The 19,233-nt window shown below is 72.7% G+C and carries 14 protein-coding genes; 6 read left to right on the top strand and 8 right to left on the bottom strand.

The genetic code is table 11. From position 1 onward, the window contains the following. The first annotated feature begins 70 nt into the window (after nucleotides 1–70). From AB0O40_RS25755 to AB0O40_RS25745, 3 genes are read left to right on the top strand one after another with little or no spacing between them, the layout of a single operon-like run. Complete coding sequence (locus AB0O40_RS25755) at nucleotides 71–1,141, top strand: DUF3533 domain-containing protein (RefSeq protein ID WP_365046235.1); 1,071 nt, start codon at nucleotides 71–73, stop codon at nucleotides 1,139–1,141. Continuing rightward, a complete protein-coding gene (locus AB0O40_RS25750; RefSeq protein WP_365046232.1) occupies nucleotides 1,138–1,833 on the top strand; it encodes an acetate uptake transporter in 696 nt (231 codons plus the stop codon). The genes AB0O40_RS25755 and AB0O40_RS25750 overlap by 4 nt, the downstream gene beginning before the upstream one ends. An 18-nt stretch (nucleotides 1,834–1,851) precedes the next feature. Then, on the top strand, nucleotides 1,852–3,036 hold the full coding sequence (locus AB0O40_RS25745; RefSeq protein WP_365046229.1) for an AAA family ATPase: 1,185 nt from the start codon (nucleotides 1,852–1,854) through the stop codon (nucleotides 3,034–3,036). A gap of 97 nt (nucleotides 3,037–3,133) precedes the next feature. Here the strand turns inward: AB0O40_RS25745 and adhE are convergent, their stop codons facing one another. After that, complete coding sequence (adhE, locus tag AB0O40_RS25740; protein WP_365046226.1) at nucleotides 3,134–5,758, bottom strand: bifunctional acetaldehyde-CoA/alcohol dehydrogenase; 2,625 nt, start codon at nucleotides 5,756–5,758, stop codon at nucleotides 3,134–3,136. Between the two features lie 292 nt (nucleotides 5,759–6,050). Between adhE and AB0O40_RS25735 the strand changes: the two genes are divergently transcribed. After that, nucleotides 6,051–6,932, top strand: coding sequence for an alpha/beta hydrolase (locus AB0O40_RS25735; protein WP_365046223.1), 882 nt, complete (start codon nucleotides 6,051–6,053; stop codon nucleotides 6,930–6,932). A 78-nt stretch (nucleotides 6,933–7,010) separates the two neighbouring features. Further along, nucleotides 7,011–7,604, top strand: coding sequence for an RICIN domain-containing protein (locus AB0O40_RS25730; RefSeq protein ID WP_365046220.1), 594 nt, complete (start codon nucleotides 7,011–7,013; stop codon nucleotides 7,602–7,604). A gap of 78 nt (nucleotides 7,605–7,682) precedes the next feature. On the opposite strand, the gene fxsT is transcribed toward AB0O40_RS25730, so the two are convergent. From fxsT to fxsA, 5 genes are all read right to left on the bottom strand, one after another. After that, the gene (gene fxsT, locus AB0O40_RS25725; protein WP_365046218.1) at nucleotides 7,683–11,624 is read right to left on the bottom strand and encodes an FxSxx-COOH system tetratricopeptide repeat protein; all 3,942 of its coding nucleotides are present in this window, start codon (nucleotides 11,622–11,624) and stop codon (nucleotides 7,683–7,685) included. Next, on the bottom strand, nucleotides 11,608–12,960 hold the full coding sequence (locus AB0O40_RS25720; RefSeq protein ID WP_365046215.1) for a TIR-like protein FxsC: 1,353 nt from the start codon (nucleotides 12,958–12,960) through the stop codon (nucleotides 11,608–11,610). The genes fxsT and AB0O40_RS25720 overlap by 17 nt, the downstream gene beginning before the upstream one ends. A gap of 65 nt (nucleotides 12,961–13,025) precedes the next feature. Continuing rightward, on the bottom strand, nucleotides 13,026–13,793 hold the full coding sequence (locus AB0O40_RS25715; protein ID WP_365046212.1) for an AAC(3) family N-acetyltransferase: 768 nt from the start codon (nucleotides 13,791–13,793) through the stop codon (nucleotides 13,026–13,028). Further along, a complete protein-coding gene (gene fxsB, locus AB0O40_RS25710) occupies nucleotides 13,790–16,033 on the bottom strand; it encodes a radical SAM/SPASM protein FxsB, inactivated metallohydrolase extension form (RefSeq protein WP_365046209.1) in 2,244 nt (747 codons plus the stop codon). Before fxsB ends, AB0O40_RS25715 begins: the two co-directional genes overlap by 4 nt. A 28-nt stretch (nucleotides 16,034–16,061) precedes the next feature. Then, nucleotides 16,062–16,226, bottom strand: a complete 165-nt coding sequence (fxsA, locus tag AB0O40_RS25705) for an FxSxx-COOH cyclophane-containing RiPP peptide (protein ID WP_365046206.1) — start codon at nucleotides 16,224–16,226, stop codon at nucleotides 16,062–16,064. Between the two features lie 189 nt (nucleotides 16,227–16,415). Here fxsA and AB0O40_RS25700 point away from each other — a divergent pair, with 189 nt between their 5' ends. Further along, nucleotides 16,416–17,312: a DUF4231 domain-containing protein gene (locus AB0O40_RS25700; protein WP_365046203.1), complete on the top strand. Its 897-nt coding sequence runs from the start codon at nucleotides 16,416–16,418 to the stop codon at nucleotides 17,310–17,312. Between the two features lie 19 nt (nucleotides 17,313–17,331). Here the strand turns inward: AB0O40_RS25700 and AB0O40_RS25695 are convergent, their stop codons facing one another. Both AB0O40_RS25695 and AB0O40_RS25690 read right to left on the bottom strand, forming a co-directional pair. Further along, entirely contained in the window at nucleotides 17,332–17,811 is a 480-nt protein-coding gene (locus AB0O40_RS25695; protein WP_365046201.1) for a hypothetical protein, read from the bottom strand. Nucleotides 17,812–17,984: 173 nt separating this feature from the next. Continuing rightward, nucleotides 17,985–18,866 carry a S1 family peptidase gene (locus AB0O40_RS25690; protein ID WP_365046198.1) on the bottom strand — a complete coding sequence of 294 codons (882 nt, stop codon included), beginning with the start codon at nucleotides 18,864–18,866 and terminating at the stop codon, nucleotides 17,985–17,987. Nucleotides 18,867–19,233 lie beyond the last annotated feature (367 nt).

Raw genomic sequence — 19,233 nt, 5'->3', positions numbered from 1 at the left:
CGGCCCCCTGCCTCACCCTTTCGGCCCACCCTGGTGTCGCTCCGCGCCCCGCCCGCCGAGCGTGGGAGGCATGACCCTGCCCACGTCTGATGCCCCGGAGGCCGCGCCCCGCGGATTCCTCGCCGAAGTCAAGGACGCCGTCACCACCCGGGCCGCGCTGCTGGTCATCGGGGTGCTGGCGCTCCAGCTCGCCTTCATCACCTCGTACATCGGGGCCTTCCACCATCCGAAGCCGCACGAGATCAAGCTCGCCGTGGTGACCCCGGTCCAGCAGCTCACCGACCGGACCGTGGCACAGCTCTCGGCCCTCCCGGGCGATCCGCTGGACGCCCGCGCGGTCCGGGACGAGGCCACCGCCCGCAAGCAGATCAAGGAGCGGGAGGTGGACGGGGCCCTCCTCGTCGACCCGCGCGGCACCGCGGACCGGCTGCTGGTGGCGAGCGGCGGCGGCGCCTCGCTCTCCCAGGCGCTGGCCGAGGTCGTGGCGGTGACCGAGGCGGCGCAGCACCGCACGGTCGAGGTGGCCGACGTGGTCCCGGTCGACGCCGGCGACTCGCGCGGCCTGTCCTCGTTCTACCTGGTGGTCGGCTGGTGCGTGGGCGGCTACCTGTGCGCCGCGATCCTCGCCATCAGCGCCGGCGCCCGCCCCGCCAACGCGGCCCGCGCCCTGATCCGGCTCGGCGCCCTGCTGGCCTACTCGATCGTGGCCGGCCTGCTCGGCGCGGTGATCGCCGGGCCGGTCCTGGGCGCCCTGCCCGGAAGCATCGTGGCGCTGTGGGGGCTGGGCACCCTGCTGGTGTTCGCGGTCGGCGCGCTCACCCTGGCCCTCCAGGGGCTGGCCGGCGTGATCGGCATCGGCCTGGCGATCCTGGTCGTGGTGGTGCTCGGCAACCCGAGCGCGGGCGGCGCCTACCCCTGGCCGCTGCTGCCGCCGTTCTGGCGGGCGATCGGCCCGTACTTCCCGCCGGGCGCGGGGACCTACGCGGCCCGCTCGATCGCGTACTTCCGGGGCAACGACACCGCGGTCTCGATGCTGGTGCTGGCCGCCTGGGCCGTGGTGGGCGCCGCGGTCACGCTGGCCTGCGCCCTGAACCGCAAGGGCGCCGGAGGTCCCGCGAAGGGGGCGGAGGCGGGCGCATGACCACCATCGGCGACCCCGCCCGGGACGGCACCGCCGTCGACCGGTTCAGCCGCCTCCAGGGCCCCGCCGCCCAGTCCCGCTCGGTCAAGCGGATGGAGCCCACCGCCCAGGCCCAGCTGGGCTCCCTGGGCCTGACCGGCTTCATCGTGGTCACCGTGATCGCCACCGGCACCGATGCCGGGGTCTTCCCCGAGAAGCTCGCCCACTCCGTCCTGCCGGTGGTCGGCTTCTTCATCGGCGGGCTGGCGCAGCTGCTGGCCGGGCTCTTCCAGGCGCAGCGCGGCGACACCTGGCACGCCACGGTCTTCGGCGGCTTCGGCCTCTTCTGGATGGCCAAGGCGGTGCTGCTGCAGTGGGTGCTGCCGGCCACCGACCCGGCGCTGCGCGGGGAGGTGTCCGGACTCTTCGCGCTGCCCTGGGTCTTCGTGGTCTTCGTCCTGTGGCTGGGCAGCTGGCGGATCCACCTGGCGCTGCTGGCCACCTTCACCTGCGTCCTGGCGGTCTTCGTCGGGATGACCGTGAACGGCTTCACCGGCGAGGTGGTCTGGAACCGGATCGCGGGCTGGTCCGGGCTGCTGGCCGCGCTCGGGGCGACGTACCTGCTGGCGGGCCAGATCCTGGCCAGCACCTGGGGGCGGCCGGTGCTGCCGATGGGCCGCTTCCTGGCCCCGGACGAACACCCCGAGTCGTGAGGCGGGCATGATCGGGGCGTGATCACCACCCTGGCCGTGGAGAACTACCGGTCGCTGCGCAAGCTCGTCGTCCCGCTGGGCCGGCTGACCGTCGTGACCGGCGCCAACGGCACCGGCAAGTCCAGCCTCTACCGGGCCCTGCGGCTGCTGGCCGACTCCGCGCGCGGCGGGGCGGTGGCCGCGCTGGCCCGGGAGGGCGGGCTGCCGTCCACGCTGTGGGCGGGCCCCGGCACCTCCGGCGCCGCCCTGCGCCGCGGGGACGCGCCCGTCCAGGGCACCGTCCGCCAGGGCCCGGTGAGCCTGCGGCTCGGCTTCGCCGGGGACGAGTTCGGCTACGCGGTGGACTTCGGCCACCCGGTGCCGGTACCCGAATCGCTCTTCGACCTCGACCCCGAGATCAAGCGGGAGTGCACCTGGTCCGGGCCGGTGCTGCGGCCGGCCGCGGTGCTCTCGGACCGCTCCGGGCCGGCCGTGCGCACCCGTACCGCGGACGGCGGCTGGCACCGCACCCAGAACGCGCTGCGCCCCTACGACTCGATGCTGAGCGAGCTGGCCGACCCCCAGCTCGCCCCCGACCTGCTGGCGCTGCGCGAGCGGATCCGGTCCTGGCGGTTCTACGACCACGTCCGCACCGACGCGGAGGCGCCGGCCCGGCGCTCCCGGATCGGCACCCGCACGCCCGTCCTGAGTGCGGACGGCTCCGACCTGCCGGCCGCGCTCCAGACCATCCGGGAGGTCGGCGACCACCACGCGCTGGACGAGGCGGTGGACGCGGGCTTCCCCGGCAGCCGGGTGGAGATCGCGAACCGGGACGGCCGCTTCGAGCTGGAGCTGCACCAGCACGGCCTGCTGCGCCCGCTGACCGCGGCCGAGCTGTCCGACGGGACCCTGCGGTACCTGCTGTGGACCGCGGCCCTGCTCACCCCCCGGCCGCCGGCCCTGATGGTCCTCAACGAGCCGGAGACCAGCCTGCACCCGGACCTGCTGGAGCCGCTCGCCGCCCTGATCCTGACGGCGGCGGTCGAGGTCCAGACGGTGGTGGTCACCCACTCCCTGCCGCTGGCCCGGGCGCTGGCCGCGGACGCCCCGCACCACCGGGTGGAGCTGCGGACCGTCGAGCTGGTCAAGGAGTTCGGGCAGACCGAGGTCGCGGGCCGCGAGGGCCCGCTGGACGAGCCGCTGTGGTACTGGCCCAAGCGGTGACCGGGCATGCGGAAGGCCCGCCCGGCGCTCAGCGCCCCGGGCGGGCCGTTCCGTTCCTCAGCGGAGGATCAGGGGGAGGGAGCCGGACGGGGTCCGGTCACTCCTGTCCGGCGGCCGGCTCACCGGTCCGGTTGCCGTAGTACGCCTGGCGCATCAGCCGCTGCATGTCGTCGATCATCGGCATCCGCGGGTTGGCGGGCGCGCACTGGTCGGCGTAGGCGTTCATCGCCTGCTGCGGCAGCGCCTCGAGGAAGGCCGCCTCCTCGACCCCTTCCTCGGCGAAGGAGGCCGGGATGCCGCACCGGCGGCGCAGGTCCTCGACCGCGGTGGCGTAGGACTCCACGCCCTCCTCGGGGGTGGCGGCCGGCAGCCCCAGCATCCGGGCGATCTCCTGGAAGCGCTCGGGCGCCCGGTAGACCTCGGCCTTGGGCCAGGGGGTGGCCTTGTGCGAGACGGTGCCGTTGTGCCGGATCACGTGCGGCAGCAGCAGCGCGTTGGTGCGGCCGTGGGCGACGTGGAAGGTGTTGCCCAGGGTGTGCGCCATGGCGTGCACCAGGCCCAGGAAGGCGTTGGCGAAGGCCATGCCGGCCACGGTGGAGGCGTTGTGCATCTTCTCGCGCGCCTCGGGGTCGTTCGCCCCGTCCACGACGCAGCGCTCCAGGTTCTCGAAGATCAGCTTGACGGCCTGGAGGCAGAGCCCGTCGGTGTAGTCGTTGGCGTACGCCGAGACGTAGGCCTCGGTGGCGTGGGTCAGGGCGTCGAAGCCGGAGTCGGCGGTGACGGTGGCCGGCAGCCGCATCGGCAGCACCGGGTCGACGATGGCCACGTACGGGGTGAGGGCGTAGTCCGCCAGCGGGTACTTCTGGGCGGCGGCCGGGTCGGAGATGACCGCGAAGGGGGTGACCTCGGAGCCGGTGCCGGAGGTGGTGGGGATCGCCACCATCTTGGCCTTGCCGCCCAGCGAGGGGAAGGTGTAGGCGCGCTTGCGGATGTCGAAGAACTTCTCCTTGGTGTCCCCGAACTCCACCTCCGGGCGCTCGTACATCAGCCACATGATCTTCGCGGCGTCCATCGGGGAGCCGCCGCCCAGACCGATGATGGTGTCCGGCTTGAACTCCCGCATCAGTGCGGCGCCGGCCTGCACGGTCGCCAGCTCCGGGTTGGGCTCGACGGAGTCGATGACCTGGATGGCGACCGCGCCCTCGCGGGCGTTGAGGATGTCGGTGACCTTCTGCACGAAGCCCAGCTCCACCATCGTCCTGTCGGTGACGATCGAGACCCGGCCGATGCCCGCCATCTCGCCGAGGTAGCGGATGGCGTTGCGCTCGAAGTAGATCTTCGGCGGGACCTTGAACCACTGCATGTTGTTGTTGCGCCGTCCGATCCGCTTGATGTTCACCAGGTTCACCGCGGTGACGTTGTTCGACACCGAGTTGTGGCCGTACGAGCCGCAGCCGAGGGTCAGCGAGGGCAGGAAGGCGTTGTAGACGTCGCCGATGCCGCCGAAGGTGGAGGGCGAGTTGGCGATGACCCGGACGGCCTTGACCCGCTTGCCGAACTCCTCGACCAGCGCCTCGTCCTCGGCGTGGATCGCGGCACTGTGCCCGAGTCCGTGGAACTCGACCATCTGCGCGGCCAGTTCGATGCCGTGCGCGGTGTCGGTCGCCTTCAGCGCGGCCAGGATCGGGGAGAGCTTCTCGCGGGTCAGCGGCTCGCCCTCGCCGACCTCGCCGCACTCGGCGAGCAGGATCGAGGTGCCCTCGGGGACGCTGAAGCCGGCCTGCTCGGCGATCCACTGCGGGGACTTGCCGACCACCGCGGCGTTGAGCTTGGCGCCGGCGCAGTTCGCGGCGTGGGCGGTGGTGCCGAAGACGAACTCCTCGAGCTTGGTCTTCTCGGCCGCGGTCACGACGTGGGCGCCCAGCCGCCGGAACTCCGCCAGGCCCTGCTCGTAGATCTCGGCGTCCAGGATGACGGCCTGCTCGGAGGCGCAGATCATGCCGTGGTCGAAGGCCTTGGAGAGCACGATGTCGTGGACCGCGCGGGCCAGCTTGGCGCTCTTGTGGACGTACGCCGGGACGTTGCCGGCGCCGACGCCCAGGGCCGGCTTGCCGCACGAGTAGGCGGCCTTGACCATCGCGTTTCCGCCGGTGGCGAGGATGGTGGAGACGCCGGGGTGGTTCATCAGGGCGTCGGTGGCGGCCATCGAGGGCTCCTCGACCCACTGCACGCAGTCCGCGGGGGCGCCGGCGGCCACGGCCGCGTCCCGGACGATGCGGGCGGCCTCGGCGGAGCAGTTCTGGGCGGAGGGGTGGAAGGCGAAGACGATCGGGTTGCGGGTCTTGAGGGCGACCAGCGCCTTGAAGATCGTGGTGGAGGTCGGGTTGGTGACCGGGGTCATCGCGCAGACCACGCCCACCGGTTCGGCGATCTCGGTGATGCCGTTCAGCTCGTCGCGGCGGACGACGCCGGCCGTCTTGAGGCCGCGCATGGAGTTGACCACGTGCTCGCAGGCGAAGAGGTTCTTGACCGCCTTGTCCTCGAAGAGGCCCCGGCCGGTCTCCGCCACCGCCATCTCGGCGAGGTCGCCGTGCCGGCTCAGCGCGGCCAGCGAGGCCTTCTTGACGATGTGGTCGACCTGCTCCTGGTCCAGCGTCTCGAACCGGTCGAGCGCGCTGAGCGCCCGCTGGACCAGTCCGTTCACCATCTCCACGGCATCCATGCCAGGAACTCCTTCTTTGCGACCCGTTTTCCTGATGCCTCAATTCGACACCCATAAGCGGAAGCGCGGCCGCCGAAAAAGCCCTCTCCCGGGGGCCCGAAAGTCCCTGTGGATCATTTGGGCGATCGCTCACGATGCCGCTGAGCTGGGATGATCCACAAGGACCAAAGACCTTCGTGAGCTTGTGAAAACTTTCACAAGAATTTCCCGGAAGTGCGCCCTTTCGCGCTCCGGCCCCGGCGAGGACAATCGCGGTGACGACGGGTACGTTCCACCGCGAAGGAGGCGAGGCGTGCGCGATCGGGTGCGCACCGCGGACGGTCGGCATCTGATGGTCGAGCGGTTCGGCGACCCCCACGGCAAGCCGGTCTTCCTGCTCCACGGCACCCCCGGCAGCCGGCTCGGGCCGGCCCCCCGGGGCATGGTCCTCTACCAGCGCAGGACCCAGCTCATCGCGTACGACCGGCCGGGTTACGGCGGCTCCGACCGCCGCCCGGGCCGCACCGTCGCCGACGGGGTCGCGGACGTGGCCGCGATCGCCGACGCCCTCGGGCTGGACACCTTCGCCGTGGCCGGCCGCTCCGGCGGCGCCCCGCACGCCCTGGCCTGCGCCGCGCTGCTGCCGGGACGGGTCACCCGGACCGCCGCGCTGGTCGGACTGGCCCCCTGGGACGCCGACGGCCTGGACTGGTTCGACGGCATGACCGCCTCCAACGTCCGCGAGTTCACCACCGCCGCGGTGGACCCGGAGGAGTGGATCGCCCGGCTGGTCCCGCGCGCCGCCGGCATCCGCAAGGACCCCAAGCGGCTGCTGGACGAACTGCGCCGGGAGCTGACCGAAAGCGACAAGAAGATCGTCGCGGACGCCGGGCTGCGCCTGATGCTGGAGGCCAATTTCCGCGAGGGCCTGCGCACCTCCGCCGACGGCTGGATCGACGACGTCTTCGCGCTGTGCAGCCCCTGGGGCTTCGACCCGGCGGACATCACCTGTCCGGTGCTGCTGTGGCACGGCGAGCAGGACGGCTTCTCCCCCGTCGCCCACTCCCGCTGGCTGGCCCGCCGCATCCCCGGCGCCACCGCCACCATCGAACCGGCCGCCGCCCACTTCGCCGCCCTCGACGCCCTCCCCCGCATCCTGACGTGGCTGCTGCGCGGCGGAGCCATCCGTGGTTGATTCGCGATCAACTCACGTTGATTTCCCGGCGGGTGGTGCATAGGGTCGCCCCATCCACACCAAGGGGGAGATCTCTCAATGTCCAAGACCGTACGCCGTGTTGCTCTCGCCACCGGCTCCGCGGCCCTGCTGGCCACGTCGTTCACGGGTACCGCCTCGGCGGCCACCGACAGCGGCTCCGCCCCGCTGATCGACGGGAAGCCGGCCGTCCTGATATCGCCCGAGGACGCCCAGCGGGTCCTGTCCGCGGACGGCGCGACGGCCGCCGCGGACGCCCCGTCCTACTACATCCGCAACAACAACAGCTTCCGGTGCCTCGTGGTCCAGGGCTTCGACAACGGCAAGACCGCGATGCAGTACGACTGCGCGAACTACGCCGACCAGCGCTGGTACTTCTTCGGCTCCACCTGGAACCGCGTCCAGGTCATCAACGCCAACAGTGGCAAGTGCCTGGTGACCCAGGGCGCGAACAACGGCGCCCAGGCCTTCCAGTACACCTGCGGCAACTACAACGACCAGTTCTGGAAGGTCGAGGGCAACCCGAGCGGCAGCTTCAAGCTGGTCAGCAACAACAGCTGGAAGTGCCTGGCGGTCCAGGGCTACAACAACGGCGCCATCCCCTTCCAGTTCGACTGCGCCGCGTACAAGGACCAGGACTGGACCCTGGCCTGATCTGCCGCCCCGACCACGGGGGCGGCGGCGGAGGGTGGTCGGCTCGTGGCCGGCTTCCCTCCGCCGCCGTTCCGGGGGTCAGACCGCCAGTGGTTCCAGGTCGCGGTGGATGCGGCGGGCCTCCCGGGCGTAGCGGGTCAGGGCGTGTTCCTCGCCCAGTTGGCGGGCCAGGTCGGCGGCGGCCTCGGCGCGCAGCCGGGCCGCCTCCTCCTTGCGGCCGGTCATGTCCAGCGTGACCGCCAGGTTCGCCGCGGCGCTGAGCGTGTCCGGGTGCTCCGCCCCCAGCAGGGTCCGCAGCCGGCCCAGCGCCACCGTCTCCAGCGCCTGCGCGGCCTCCGGATCGCCCAGGTCCGCCAGGGCGTTGGCGAGGTTGAGGGTGGCGCAGACGGTGTGCGGGTGCTCCTCCCCCAGCACCTCCCGCATGATCGCGATGACCTCCTGGAGCATCCGCCCGGCCGTCTCGGGGTCGCCCGCGCCCCAGTGGTAGATCGCCAGGTTGTTCAGGGCCGCCAGGGTGTACGGGTGCCGGGCCCCGGGCACCTGCACGTACTCGTCCACGACCTCCTGCGCGGTGGCCCGCGCCGGCTCCGCCTCGCCCGCCGCGAAGAGGTCCGCCGCGTAGTTCAGGTCGCAGGCCAGCAGGTCCGGGTTGACCGAGGTGTACTTGGCCTTGTAGCGGCCCCGGGTGGCCTTGGTCAGCCGCAGCGCGTCCTCCAGCTGCCCGGCCCGGCGCAGCGACACCGCGAGGCTCTTGGCGGCGGACAGGGTGCCCGGGAAGGCCCGGCCCAGCCCCTCCTTGTAGATCTCGTAGGTCCGGCTGAGCAGCTGCACCGACTCCTCGTACCGGCCGACCTCGCGCAGGTCCCGGGCGAGGTTCTGCGCCGAGGAGAGGGTGTACGGGTGCTCGGGCCCCAGCACCTCCTGCCGGAGCCGGTAGACCTCCTCGTCGATGTTGTACGCGTCCTTGTAGCGGCCGATCATGCGCAGGTTCAGGGCCCGGTTGTTGGCCGCCGCCAGGGTGCGCGGGTGCGCCTCGTGGAAGATCTGGCTGAAGCCGTCGTGCGCCGCGGTGGCCAGCTCCATCGCCTTGCCGTACTGGCCGAGCGCGCCGAGGTCCATGGCCAGGCCGCTGGTGGTCATGTACGTGTGCGGGTGGGAGGCGCCCAGCGCGGCGGCCTGCCGCTCCAGGGTGACCTCGTCCAGTTCCTTGGCCTCCACGAACCGGCCCTGCGAGCGCAGGATGTTGGAGAGGTGGAAGCGCAGGTAGAGGTACTGGAGGTCGCTGTCGCCCAGCTGCTCCTTCCACACCTCCCGCAGTTCGCTGGCGAGTTGGAAGGCGGCCTTGAAGTCACCGCGCTTCCACAGGTACCGCACCCGGTCGATGAGCAGCCGCCGGGTCTCCGGCTCCTTGCAGAACCGCGCCTCGGACGGGGTGAGGTGGGGCCAGATGGTGTTGAACCTGGGCCAGGTGCCCGGGTTGTCTATCGGCTCGTCGTCGTCGGGCCGGGCGCCGGCCAGGATCCGGTGCACGGCGTGCCGGGCCTCACGCTGCTCCTGCTCGCTCAACTGGGCCCGGATGACCGCCTGGACCAGCCGGTGCACCTGGATGCTGTTGCTGACCTGGTCGACCTTGGCCAGTGCGAAGCGGCCGATCTCCCGGATCACCCGGCCCAGCACCAGCTTCTCCTGGAGCGAGGCGTCGTACGGCTTGAGGGCGTCGATCATCTCCTTGCTGTAGAGCAGGTTGGCGCTGATCGGCTCGGGGGCGAAGAAGGCGCAGAGCTGGAGCAGCCGGACGGCGGCCGGGGACCGGCTCTGCAGCCTTTCTATGGAGACGTTCCAGGTCGCGGCGACCGGTTCGGGGTAGCCGGCGGGCTGGTTGAGGGCGAGCACCCGGGCCGCCTGCTGGGCCAGCTGCTCCAGGTACGCGGAGACGGGCGTGGCGGTCTCCGCGATCCAGGCACCGGCCTGCTCCACGGCCAGCGGCAGGTCGCCGACGGCGGTGGCCACCTGGTCGGCGTCCTCCAGCGTGAGGCCGCTGGCCCGCCGCTGCAGGTGCTCGATCGACTCCTCGCGCAGGAAGACGTCGACCGGGAGCGCGTCGCCGTACTGCGACCAGCTCTGGTTGCGGGAGGTGACCAGGATGTGGCCGGGCCCGCCGGGCGGGAAGAACCGCTTCAGGGTCTCCGGGTCGTCGGCGTTGTCGAAGACCAGCAGCCAGCGCGTGGTGGGGATGCCGCGCCGCAGCAGGTCGATGGCCTCCTGGGAGGCGGCCGCCATGTCCTCGCCGGTCTGCGCGCCGAGCCGGACGGCGAGTTCGGCCAGTCCGGCGACCACGTCGTCGGTCTGCTCCGAGGAGATCCACCAGACCAGGTCGTAGTCGGCCATGAAGCGGTGCACGTACTCCAGGGCGACCTGGGTCTTGCCGACCCCGCCGAGGCCGTAGAGGGTCTGCGGCTGCGGCAGGACGACGGATATGCCGCCGCCGAGCTGGTCGCGCATCCGCTCCAGGACGACGCTGCGGCCGGTGAAGCCGGGGTTGCGGGGCGGGGCGTTCCAGATCTTGGGGACGGTGCCGGGGAAGCGGGGTCCGGGGGCGCTCCCGTCGCCGAGCTGCACCGGCCGCTCCAGGGCCCGCAGCAGCGCGGTGGTGGCGTGGGCCTCGTCGAGCCGGAAGAGGTCGACCGGGTTGCGGTCCGGATAGGGGCTGGTGATGCGGACGTCGCCGACCCGCACCGGCACGATGCTGCGGCGCCCGCCGGTCAGGTCCTCGGCCGCGGCCCGCTCCCAGGTCTCCGTCGCCCGGGCCGACTTGAGGTAGGCGGCGGAGAGCAGGACCACCGTGCGGGCCGGGGTGTCGATGCTGAAGCCGGCGCCGAGGGTGTCGCCGGCGGCCGGTTCGGCGGCGGCGTCCTTGGGGACCACCCGGAAGCCGGCCCGGGTCAGCACGGACTCGATCCAGTCGGCCCACATGCGGTTCTCGGCGACGTAGCTGAGCGAGAGGTCGGCCGGCAGGGCGGGGCGGCGGCGGGTGAAGGCGTCCCGGATCCGCAGCCGGACCTCCTCGCCGATGGCCGGCATCGCGGTGGTCTCGCCCTCGGTGACCACGGCCGTGAGCCGTTCGAAGGCGGACAGGAGGGAGTTGGTGAGCCCGGCCTCGTCGCCGAAGGTCGCCAGCGTCTCCTCGTACGCGTAGTAGGGCCGGTACGGGATCTCGACGGCCCCCCAGTAGGCGGTGGCCTCGTCCCCGGCGAGGCCGGTGGGGAAGCGGTCGAACTTGACCCGGGCCAGGGCGCGTCCGGCGTCGGCCTTCTCCTTCTCGCCCTCGTCGATCCGCATCGGCACCGGGTAGATCTTGATCTCGCGGTCGCCGTAGCGCTCGTCGATCTGCCGGGCCACCGAGGCCGCGCCGTCGATGGACTGGTCGGAGAGGGTGAAGCAGTCGACGAGCACGTCCGGGAGGTGGACGGTGCAGATGTCGGCGATGTCGCTCAGGCCGGTGCGGCTGTCGATGAGCACGTAGTCGTAGTTCTCCTTCATGTCGGCGCGCAGGGCGTCGAAGAAGTGGCCGCCGCCGAGCCGGTCGTAGAAGTTGTCCCAGTCGAAGGTGGAGACGGTCGCGGAGTACTCGCGGTTCTGGCGGCCGGCCGAGACGAAGTCGAGGGTGCCGCCGTCGGGGAACTGCCAGCCCAGCGTCTCGGGGGTGAGCGAGACGGCGTGCTGCTGGATGCGCGCGTAGTCGCGGTGCCAGTCGTCGGGGCGCTGCACCGGGCTGGTGGCGGCCCAGGCGTACTCGGTGATCAGGTCGATCACGCCGGTGGTGGCACCCAGGGTGGAGGGGTCGAGGAAGGGGTGGAAGAACCGGTGCAGGCCGGGGGCCTCCAGGTCCCAGTCGACGGCCAGCACCCGCTTGCCGTTGGCCGCCAGGATCCAGGCCGTGTTGGCCAGGGCCATGGTGCGGCCGGTGCCGCCCTTGTACGAGTAGAAGGTGACGATGCGTCCTTCACGACTGGCCGTCATACGAGTCCTCCGCATCGGTCGCCTCGGGGTCGGGTTGTGCCGGGTGCGCGCTCTCCTGGTCGGGCGGGAAGGGTGCGGGCGGTGGCAGCGGTGGCCCGCCGCTCATGCCCATCGGCCCCAGCAGCCGCGGGCGTTCGGTGTGCCCGCCGCCGGCGGGCGGGTAGACCTGGGCGTGCCGGAGGAACTGCTGTGCGGCGGCCTCGACCACCTGCGGCAGGATCTGCCCCAGGGTCTCCATGTTGCTCACGCCGTTGGCCGCGGCCCGGCAGGCGGCCCGGCCCTGGCTCATCTTGACCGGCATGGTGTCCTCCAGGCGGTGCGCCAACTCGGCCTCCTTCGCGCGGCTTTCCTGGTCCAGGCGGTTCCACGGCACGACCACGCTGACCCAGGGCCGGGGGTCCTGGTCGAAGGCCGCGAGCCGCAGCCGGCGCTGCTCGTCGGCCACCGCCCAGCGGTCCACGAGAAGGATCTCCGGCCGGGTGGGGGGCTGTTTGCTGTCGAAGTGTCCGGCCTCGTCGTCGAAGGAGGCCATGGTGGTCTGGTAGTTGAGCGACCGGACCAGGTCCTCGGCGACGTAGGCCACCGGCCGCCGGGCGTCGGGGTGGTAGGGGTTCCAGTCGAAGGCGGTGTCGCCGTAGTAGTCGTGGCTGCGGCCCTCGGGCAGTTCGTGACGGGTGGCGGCGGCGACGGTGACCTGCATGGTGCGGGCGGTGTTGCCGGCGCTGCCGAAGGCGCTGGGGACCATGCGGTAGTCGACCTGGCGGCTGGGACCCAGCCGGACCGTCTCGGCGACCCGCACGATGCGCTTGGCGAGTTCGTAGACGGCCCGCTCGTACTGCTCTGCGTAGCTGCGGAGTTTGATCAGGCCGTAGAGGCCGTCGGTGACGTAGCGGTCGCCGAAGGTGTTGTGGTTGAACTGCAACCGCTCGGCGGGGCCGGGGAGTTGGTCGGGCGGCACCGGCACCCACAGCGCGGGCACGATCGCCTCGATGGGTTCGTTGCTCAGCGCGCCCTGCCGGATGGCGCGTTCGGCGAAGGCGTACCACTCCTTGCCGCACATCTCGCTGGCGAAATAGCGCGGCGAGAAGAGTGGGACGAAGACCAGGCAGGAGGCGAGGGCCGCGCCCAGCCGCTCCGACCAACCCTCGCCGGAGCGGATCTCCCGGTCCATGAACCCGGCGGGCGCGCCCGCGGGCAGGTCGGTCAGGGCCATCACGTGGCCGCACAGGTCGCGGAAGAGCCGCTCGACCCACATGTCGGGGTCGGGGCCGCCCGCGCCGTACCTCGGTGTGTGCGCATAACTGAGAAAGAAGTACGGCTGCGCTCTTGAAGGCACACGACCCCCGTCCCGTGAGGACCACTCACATCGAATGGAAACGATTCCCCTCGGCGTTGGGGCAATCAACGCCTGTTTTCGGTCATCCAGGAAAGGGCGTGGTCCACCGCCTCGCCGATCGGGAACATCATCGCGGCCGCCCCTCCCACCTGCCCCCGGCTCATCGAGGACACCGGAAAGGATCTCCCGATCTCCGCGAAATCGCTGTCGTCGAGCGCCACATCGTCGTACCCGATCCACTGCGCCTTACCCCGCAGGTTGACCACGCATCGGTACTCGCGCAAGAGGGGCTTCGGAATTCGGTATTCCGCGAGATGGAACGCGGTGCACACGTCGAATCCCACATTGATCAGGAGTACCTTCGCCCCCTTCCAGAACAGCGTTCCCAGAGGCGACTCCTCCCCCAGGTGGCATTCCGTGCGATGGCCCGCGCAGATCAGCCGGGCCTCTCCTCCCAGGGCGGCGAAAGAACTCTGCGGATGGGCGCTGCGCCGCGCCCCCGGCGCGGTCCGCACGGCCTCGGCGAGCCGGCCCATGCCCTGGCTGGGGGTGCTGCCGGGGTCGAAGGCCGGCATGGCGGCCCGGAAGGCCGCCGCCTGCGCCGCGGTCATCCCGGCGGTCCTGGCCCGGTGCGCGGCGGAGCTCGCGGAGTTCTCCGGGGTGAAGGCCGGCACCACGACGGTGCCCCGCGCCCCGACCGCCGCCCGCAGGGCCCCCAGCAGCTCCCCGGACCGCAGCCCGGTGCCGCGCAGCCCGGCGTGCACCAGCACCCGGTCCCCGGCTGCCAGGCCCAGCTCCCGTAACTCCCCCGCCAGCCGCTCCGTCGCACTCATCCGACCGCGCCCTTCAGCTCTCCGCGCAGCTCCCCGACCAGGGCCCGGCCGGTGGTGGTGAGCTCGGCGGCGCCCTCGAGCAGGTCCAGGGCCGCCTCGACCTGCCCGGCCGGGGTCCCGGCGGGGTCCGCACCGCCGGCCGGGTCCGGGCCGGCCGCCCGCCGGAAGGCCGCCGCCGCGACGTGTTCGTGGACGTCGGCCAGCAGCCGGGAGACCGGTACCGGCCGCTCCCGCCAGGGCGCCGGGTGCAGCCATTCGCCGTCCAGCGCGTACAGGTCGGCGACCTCCGTCAGGGCCCGCAGCCGGGCCCGCCGCCGGCCGGTCAGCAGGGCCAGCGCGGTCTCCCGCACCCCGCCGGAGTAGGGCAGTCCCAGCGCCCCCGGACCGTGCCGGCCGGCCTCCCCGCGCCCGGCCCGGGGTCCGCCGGCCAGCGGGGTCACGGTGGTGAGCCCGGCGGCGGCCTGCCGCGCCAGCCCGGGCACCGTCCGGTGCAGCAGCTGCCAGGCGGCGGTCAGCCGGCCCTGCCAGTCGGCGGCCTCGGCGGCCCCCAGCCGCAGCCGGGGCGGCCGGCTGAAGCAGTGCCGGTAGGGGTCGAGGTCTTCCAGCGCGACCCCGTCCCAGCCGCGGACCGGCTGCCACCGGGGGCCGGCGGCGGTCCCGAAGCGGTGCTCGGAGCGCCCGTCGCGGACCAGGTGCCCCCGGTCGGCGGTGCGGAGCAGGGCCCGCCCGTCGGTGCCGGGGGCGCCGATCCGCAGCAGGCCGAGGGTGGGCAGGTACACCTCGCCGTCGCGGTAGGGCACCGCCGCCGGCAGGTCGAGGCGGCCGCGCAGCACGGCCGCCGCAGCCAGGGCGGCCAGCCGCCGGGCGGCCGCGGCCACGTCCGGCCGGCCCTGCCGGACCTCCTCCAGCACCGCCAGCAGCCAGGTGCGGGTGTACGGGTGGTCGAGTACGGCGTCCAGCCCCCGGCCGGCCCGCTCCACGGCCGACAGCGTCTCCCAGGCCCGCTCCCAGTCCTCCCCGCCGGCCCCGGCCAGGTCGTCGTGCAACCGCGCCAGCAGCATCCGGGTCAGGTCCTGCTGGGCGGCGGTGAGCTCGGCCGGCTCGGCCAGGGCTGCCACGGTCTCGGAACCGGCGGTCCGGCCGGCCACCCCGTCGACCAGTTCCCGCAGGTCGGCGCAGTAGACGGAGGGGTTGTCGAAGCCGTTGGCGGCCCGGTAGCGGTGCGTGTACAGGCCGCCCCCGCACGAGCGTACGACGGGGCACGCCCGGCACTGCGCGCTGACGCCGGCCAGGCCCAGCTGCCGGGCCCGCACGCCGGGATGGGCCGCGACCTGGTCGAAGGAGTGGCCGAAGACGTCGAAGCCGGTGGCCGCGGCGCCTTCGTAGGCGCTCTTGAGGGAGTCGACCTGCTCGAGGCTGCCGTCGGTCTCGACCACCACCAGGTCGGTGGGGGCCAGGCCCAGGGACTCGGTGAGGCTGGGGCCGCCGCGCAGGGTGCTCAGCAGGGAGCCGAAGAGCCGGACCGGCACCGGCCGGCCGCCGGCCTCCCAGTGGTCGAAGGCGCGCAGCAGCCAGCGGGCGTAGGCGTCGGGCACGCCGGCCGGCCGGGGCGGCGGCGCCTCCCAGGTGGCGTGCGGCAGCAGGAAGTCGATCCGCGGGGGCTCCAGGGCGGTGAGCGCGTCCAGCACCGCCACCGGGTCGTTCTCGACGTCCACCGTGCACAACAGGCCCTGGTAGAGGTGGCGGTAGGGGGCCGAGCGGAGCAGTCCGAGGGCTTCGAGGACCAGCGGGTGGCTGGTGCGGCCGTCGGCGAAGCGGCGGTGCCGGTCGTTGGCGACCCGGTCGCCGTCGAGGGAGACCCCGACCTTCACGTCGTACTCGGCGAACAGGTCGAGGTAACGGGTGCCGAGCTGGAGGCCGTTGGTGTGGATGCGCAGGTCGAGGGCGGCGATGCCGTCGAGGGCGCGGGTGAACTCCGCGCACACCAGGCGCAGTCGGGCGGGGCCCGCCAGCAGCGGCTCCCCCCCGTGAAGGATCACGGTGACGGAGGGGAGCGCATGGTCTTTCGCGTGTTCGGCGAGCCGGAAGGCGGTCTGTGCAACGGCTTCCGCCGAGATCACCTTGGGCCGGGCCCGCCAGCTCTGGTCCGCATGTTCATATACATAACAGTGATCACAGGCAAGATCGCATCTGCTGTGAACCTTGAGGACGATCTCGCGAAATGCGATCAGGCCGGTCATTCCACCAGAGTAGGGCTTTACTCCGGGACTAGACCGCCGAGTTGAAGATCGGGGTCTGGACCGGACGGCCGGTTTCGGACGGAAGCACCCGGCTGAGGGCCGCGGCGGCCGCACTGCTGCGGACGTCGATGTCGGCCAGAGGAACGCGGCGCTTCTGGTCGGCGCCGGTCGAGAGGGATGCGGTGGAGTTCACGGCCGTCCTTAGGGAATGGGCATGGAAATGACAACAGCGACGCGCTAGTGTCGGTGTGGACTTTACTCTCCCGGGCACTAATGGCAACCGAGACATGAGGCCAGGTCAAGCGTTCTATCGAAAGCGTGAGCACCAGAACAGCAGACTGGGGGGTGGGCTGTGATGGAATACCGCGGATCTCTGAACAGCATGACTTTCGGACACGAGGACCTGCCGGCCCTTTTCCACCACGCCGACCGGGCGGCGATCTCCCGGCAGCGCGAGTCCACCCAGGCCACCCGCACCCAGCTGCTACTGCTCGTGCTGGCCGCCGCGGCCGCCTCGCTGCCGGCCGGGCCCGCGGTCGGACCGCTCCGACTCCCGGGCCTCGCCGCCCTGTTGGCGTACGCGGGCGTACTCGGCATCGGGGTGCGCAGCACCCGCCGGCGGGCCCGGCCGCAGTGGCAGCTGAACCGCTCCGCGGCGGAGTTCATCAAGTCCCTGGCCTGGCGGTATGCCGTTCACGGTGCACCCTTCGGAGCGGCGGGAGCGGATGACGAAGAGCTGTACCGTACCCGGCTGGAGTCCGGGTTGGCCGAGCTGAGGAAGATGGGCTGGGAGGACCCGCGGCAGTCGGGGGCCATCCCCCCGGGCGGCGAAATAACCGGCGCCATGGAGCAGTTGCGGGGCCGGGTCTACAGCGTGCGGCGCGAGACGTACGTCCGCGACCGGCTGATCGAGCAGCGCAACTGGTACCAGCGCAAGACCGAGGTCTCCCGCCGGGCGACCGCGCTGTGGTCCTGGACCATCGTCCTGCTGACCGCGCTCGGCCTGCTCTTCGCCCTGTTCAGGGCCTTCGGTTCGGGCCCCGGCGGCGGACTGCCCGGACTGCTGGGCACCGCCACCGCCGCCGCGATCGCCTGGCACGAGATGCGCCGGCACCATCCGCTCATCGAGGCGCACACCCTGATCGAGCAGGACCTGGCGGCGATGATGGTCGTCATGCAGACCACCATCACGGAGGACCAGTGGCCCTCGGCCGTCTACGAGACGGAGCGCTACGTCTCGCCCCAGCACACCGACTGGCTGGCCCGGCACAGCAGTTGACGTAGCGTCGATTACGTCCTCAGTCGCGGGTGACACCCGCCCGCCAGATGACGCTCACCGGCTTCCCGGCCGCCCGCGCGTAGGCGACGATGTCGCCCGTGCCACCGCGGCCGCGGGCCGGTTCGCCGTCCCAGACCGCCACCAGCCGGTCGCAGGCGTCGGCGATGCGGGTGCCGGCCGCGTAGTACGCGTCGTCGGTGGCGCGGGGGTAGTCCAGCCGGATCTCCTGGCTGGCCCGCCCGCGCAGCCGCCGGAACCGCGCCAGCGCGCCGGGGTCGGCGAAGGTCGCCTCGTAGTCCCCGCTGGGGATGACCACGGTCAGATCGGCCCCGCACTCCAGCGCCAGTTCGGCGAAGATCTGGTCGGCGCCCTCGGCGAGGCTGGACAGCGCCTCCATCGGCCCGTCGTGGCCCCGCAGCAACGCCCGCAGGCCTTCGGTGACATGACCCAGCAGCTCCGCCGGGATGGCCCGGTGCCCGGTCACGCCGATGCGTTTCATCCCGGCGGTCCCCCGTCCGTACGGCCCGGCGCGCACGGTGCGGGGCGGGCGCCGCGCCCGCAGCGGCGCCGGGACTCCTGCACGCCGCAGCGCCCCCGGACATCCTCCCAGAAGGCGGGGGAACGTCCAGGGGCGCGGACGGGGGCGCGGGGGTCAGCGACCCGGCTGCCCGGTCAGTAGACGCTCACCCCGTACGCGGCGAGCGCCTCGGTGACCGGCTGGAAGAAGGTGGTGCCGCCGAAGGAGCAGTCGCCGCTGCCGCCGGAGGTGAGGCCGATGGCCCGGCTGCCCGAGTAGAGCGGGCCGCCGCTGTCGCCCGGCTCGGCGCAGACGTTGGTCCGGATCAGCCCGGAGACGACGTCCCCGCCGCCGTAGTTGACGGTGGCGTTGAGCGCGGTCACCGAGCCGCTGTGGATGCCGGTGGTGGAGCCGCGGCGGGTCACCGACATGCCGACGGTGGCGTTGGCGGCGCTGGTGATGTCCTGGCTGCCGACCGCGCCGGGGTGGGCGAGGGAGGCGTTGTCGTACCGGACGATGCCGTAGTCGTTGCCCGGGAAGCTGGAGCCGACCGTCGGGCCGATGCTGGTGGTGTGCGCGGAGCTGGTGTACCAGGTGCCGGCGCCGTCGGTGCAGTGGCCGGCGGTCAGGAAGTAGTACGTGGAGCCGCTGCGCACGTTGAAGCCCAGGGAGCAGCGCCAGCTGCTGGCGTAGATGGCGTCACCGCCGGCGAGCAGCTTGGAGAAGCGGCCGCGGGTCCGCTCGACCTTGATGGCGCCGGCGTCGGCCCCGGCCTCCCGCTTGATCCGGGCGATGTCCCCGGCCGAGACGCGGGAGTCGGCCAGCACCACGAGCGTGCCGGTGGCGGGGTCGGTGTGCCAGGCGGTGCCGGCGACGTCGGCGCGCTGGACCGACGCGCCGGCCGCGGCCAGCCGCTCGGGTCCGTAGCCGGCGCCCTGGTCCGCGCTCGCGGTGGCCGGGGCGGCGAGGGCGGCGCAGGCGGCGAGTCCGGTGGCGAGGGCCGCCAGCCGGGTGGGGGTGATGCGCTTGATCCTCACTTTTCGTTCCTCCCAGGGGGGATCGGGGGCCGCAGTGGGGTTACGGGGGCCCGGTGAGGCGCAGTCAGGGGGGTTCGGGTGACGGAATGCCGTGCCCCTGACAAGCGCTGCTCGGGAGTGTGGTGGTGCCGGTGGGCGGTCGCAAGGGCGCCTTTCGGCCGTCGCCCGCCCGCCTCGGCGGGGCGCGCCAGGACGCCGCCGGGGGGCGGGACGGGGCGGATGAGGCGGTCCGAGCGGCGCGCGGGGCGACGGCGCCCGGCGCCGGGAACGGCCGGAATTCGACCTTCCGGGTACCCGGCGGGGGCCGGCCGGGCTGAGGGGGCGTCAGGAGCCGTCATGCCGCACTGACTGCCCCGTACGACCGGCC

Source organism: Streptomyces sp. NPDC089919, assembly GCF_040684615.1.
Taxonomy (GTDB): Bacteria; Actinomycetota; Actinomycetes; order Streptomycetales; family Streptomycetaceae; genus Streptomyces.
This window is presented reverse-complemented; position numbering and strand designations above follow the sequence as displayed.

What these genes read in the sequence shown, in the direction of transcription:
- AB0O40_RS25715 (WP_365046212.1), bottom strand. Translation starts at nt 13,793, where the DNA reads ATGAGTGCGACGGAGCGGCTGGCGGGGGAGTTACGGGAGCTGGGCCTG.
- fxsT (WP_365046218.1), bottom strand. Translation starts at nt 11,624, where the DNA reads ATGACGGCCAGTCGTGAAGGACGCATCGTCACCTTCTACTCGTACAAG.
- AB0O40_RS25700 (WP_365046203.1), top strand. Translation starts at nt 16,416, where the DNA reads ATGACTTTCGGACACGAGGACCTGCCGGCCCTTTTCCACCACGCCGAC.
- AB0O40_RS25755 (WP_365046235.1), top strand. Translation starts at nt 71, where the DNA reads ATGACCCTGCCCACGTCTGATGCCCCGGAGGCCGCGCCCCGCGGATTC.
- adhE (WP_365046226.1), bottom strand. Translation starts at nt 5,758, where the DNA reads ATGGATGCCGTGGAGATGGTGAACGGACTGGTCCAGCGGGCGCTCAGC.
- AB0O40_RS25730 (WP_365046220.1), top strand. Translation starts at nt 7,011, where the DNA reads ATGTCCAAGACCGTACGCCGTGTTGCTCTCGCCACCGGCTCCGCGGCC.
- AB0O40_RS25695 (WP_365046201.1), bottom strand. Translation starts at nt 17,811, where the DNA reads ATGAAACGCATCGGCGTGACCGGGCACCGGGCCATCCCGGCGGAGCTG.
- fxsB (WP_365046209.1), bottom strand. Translation starts at nt 16,033, where the DNA reads ATGACCGGCCTGATCGCATTTCGCGAGATCGTCCTCAAGGTTCACAGC.
- AB0O40_RS25750 (WP_365046232.1), top strand. Translation starts at nt 1,138, where the DNA reads ATGACCACCATCGGCGACCCCGCCCGGGACGGCACCGCCGTCGACCGG.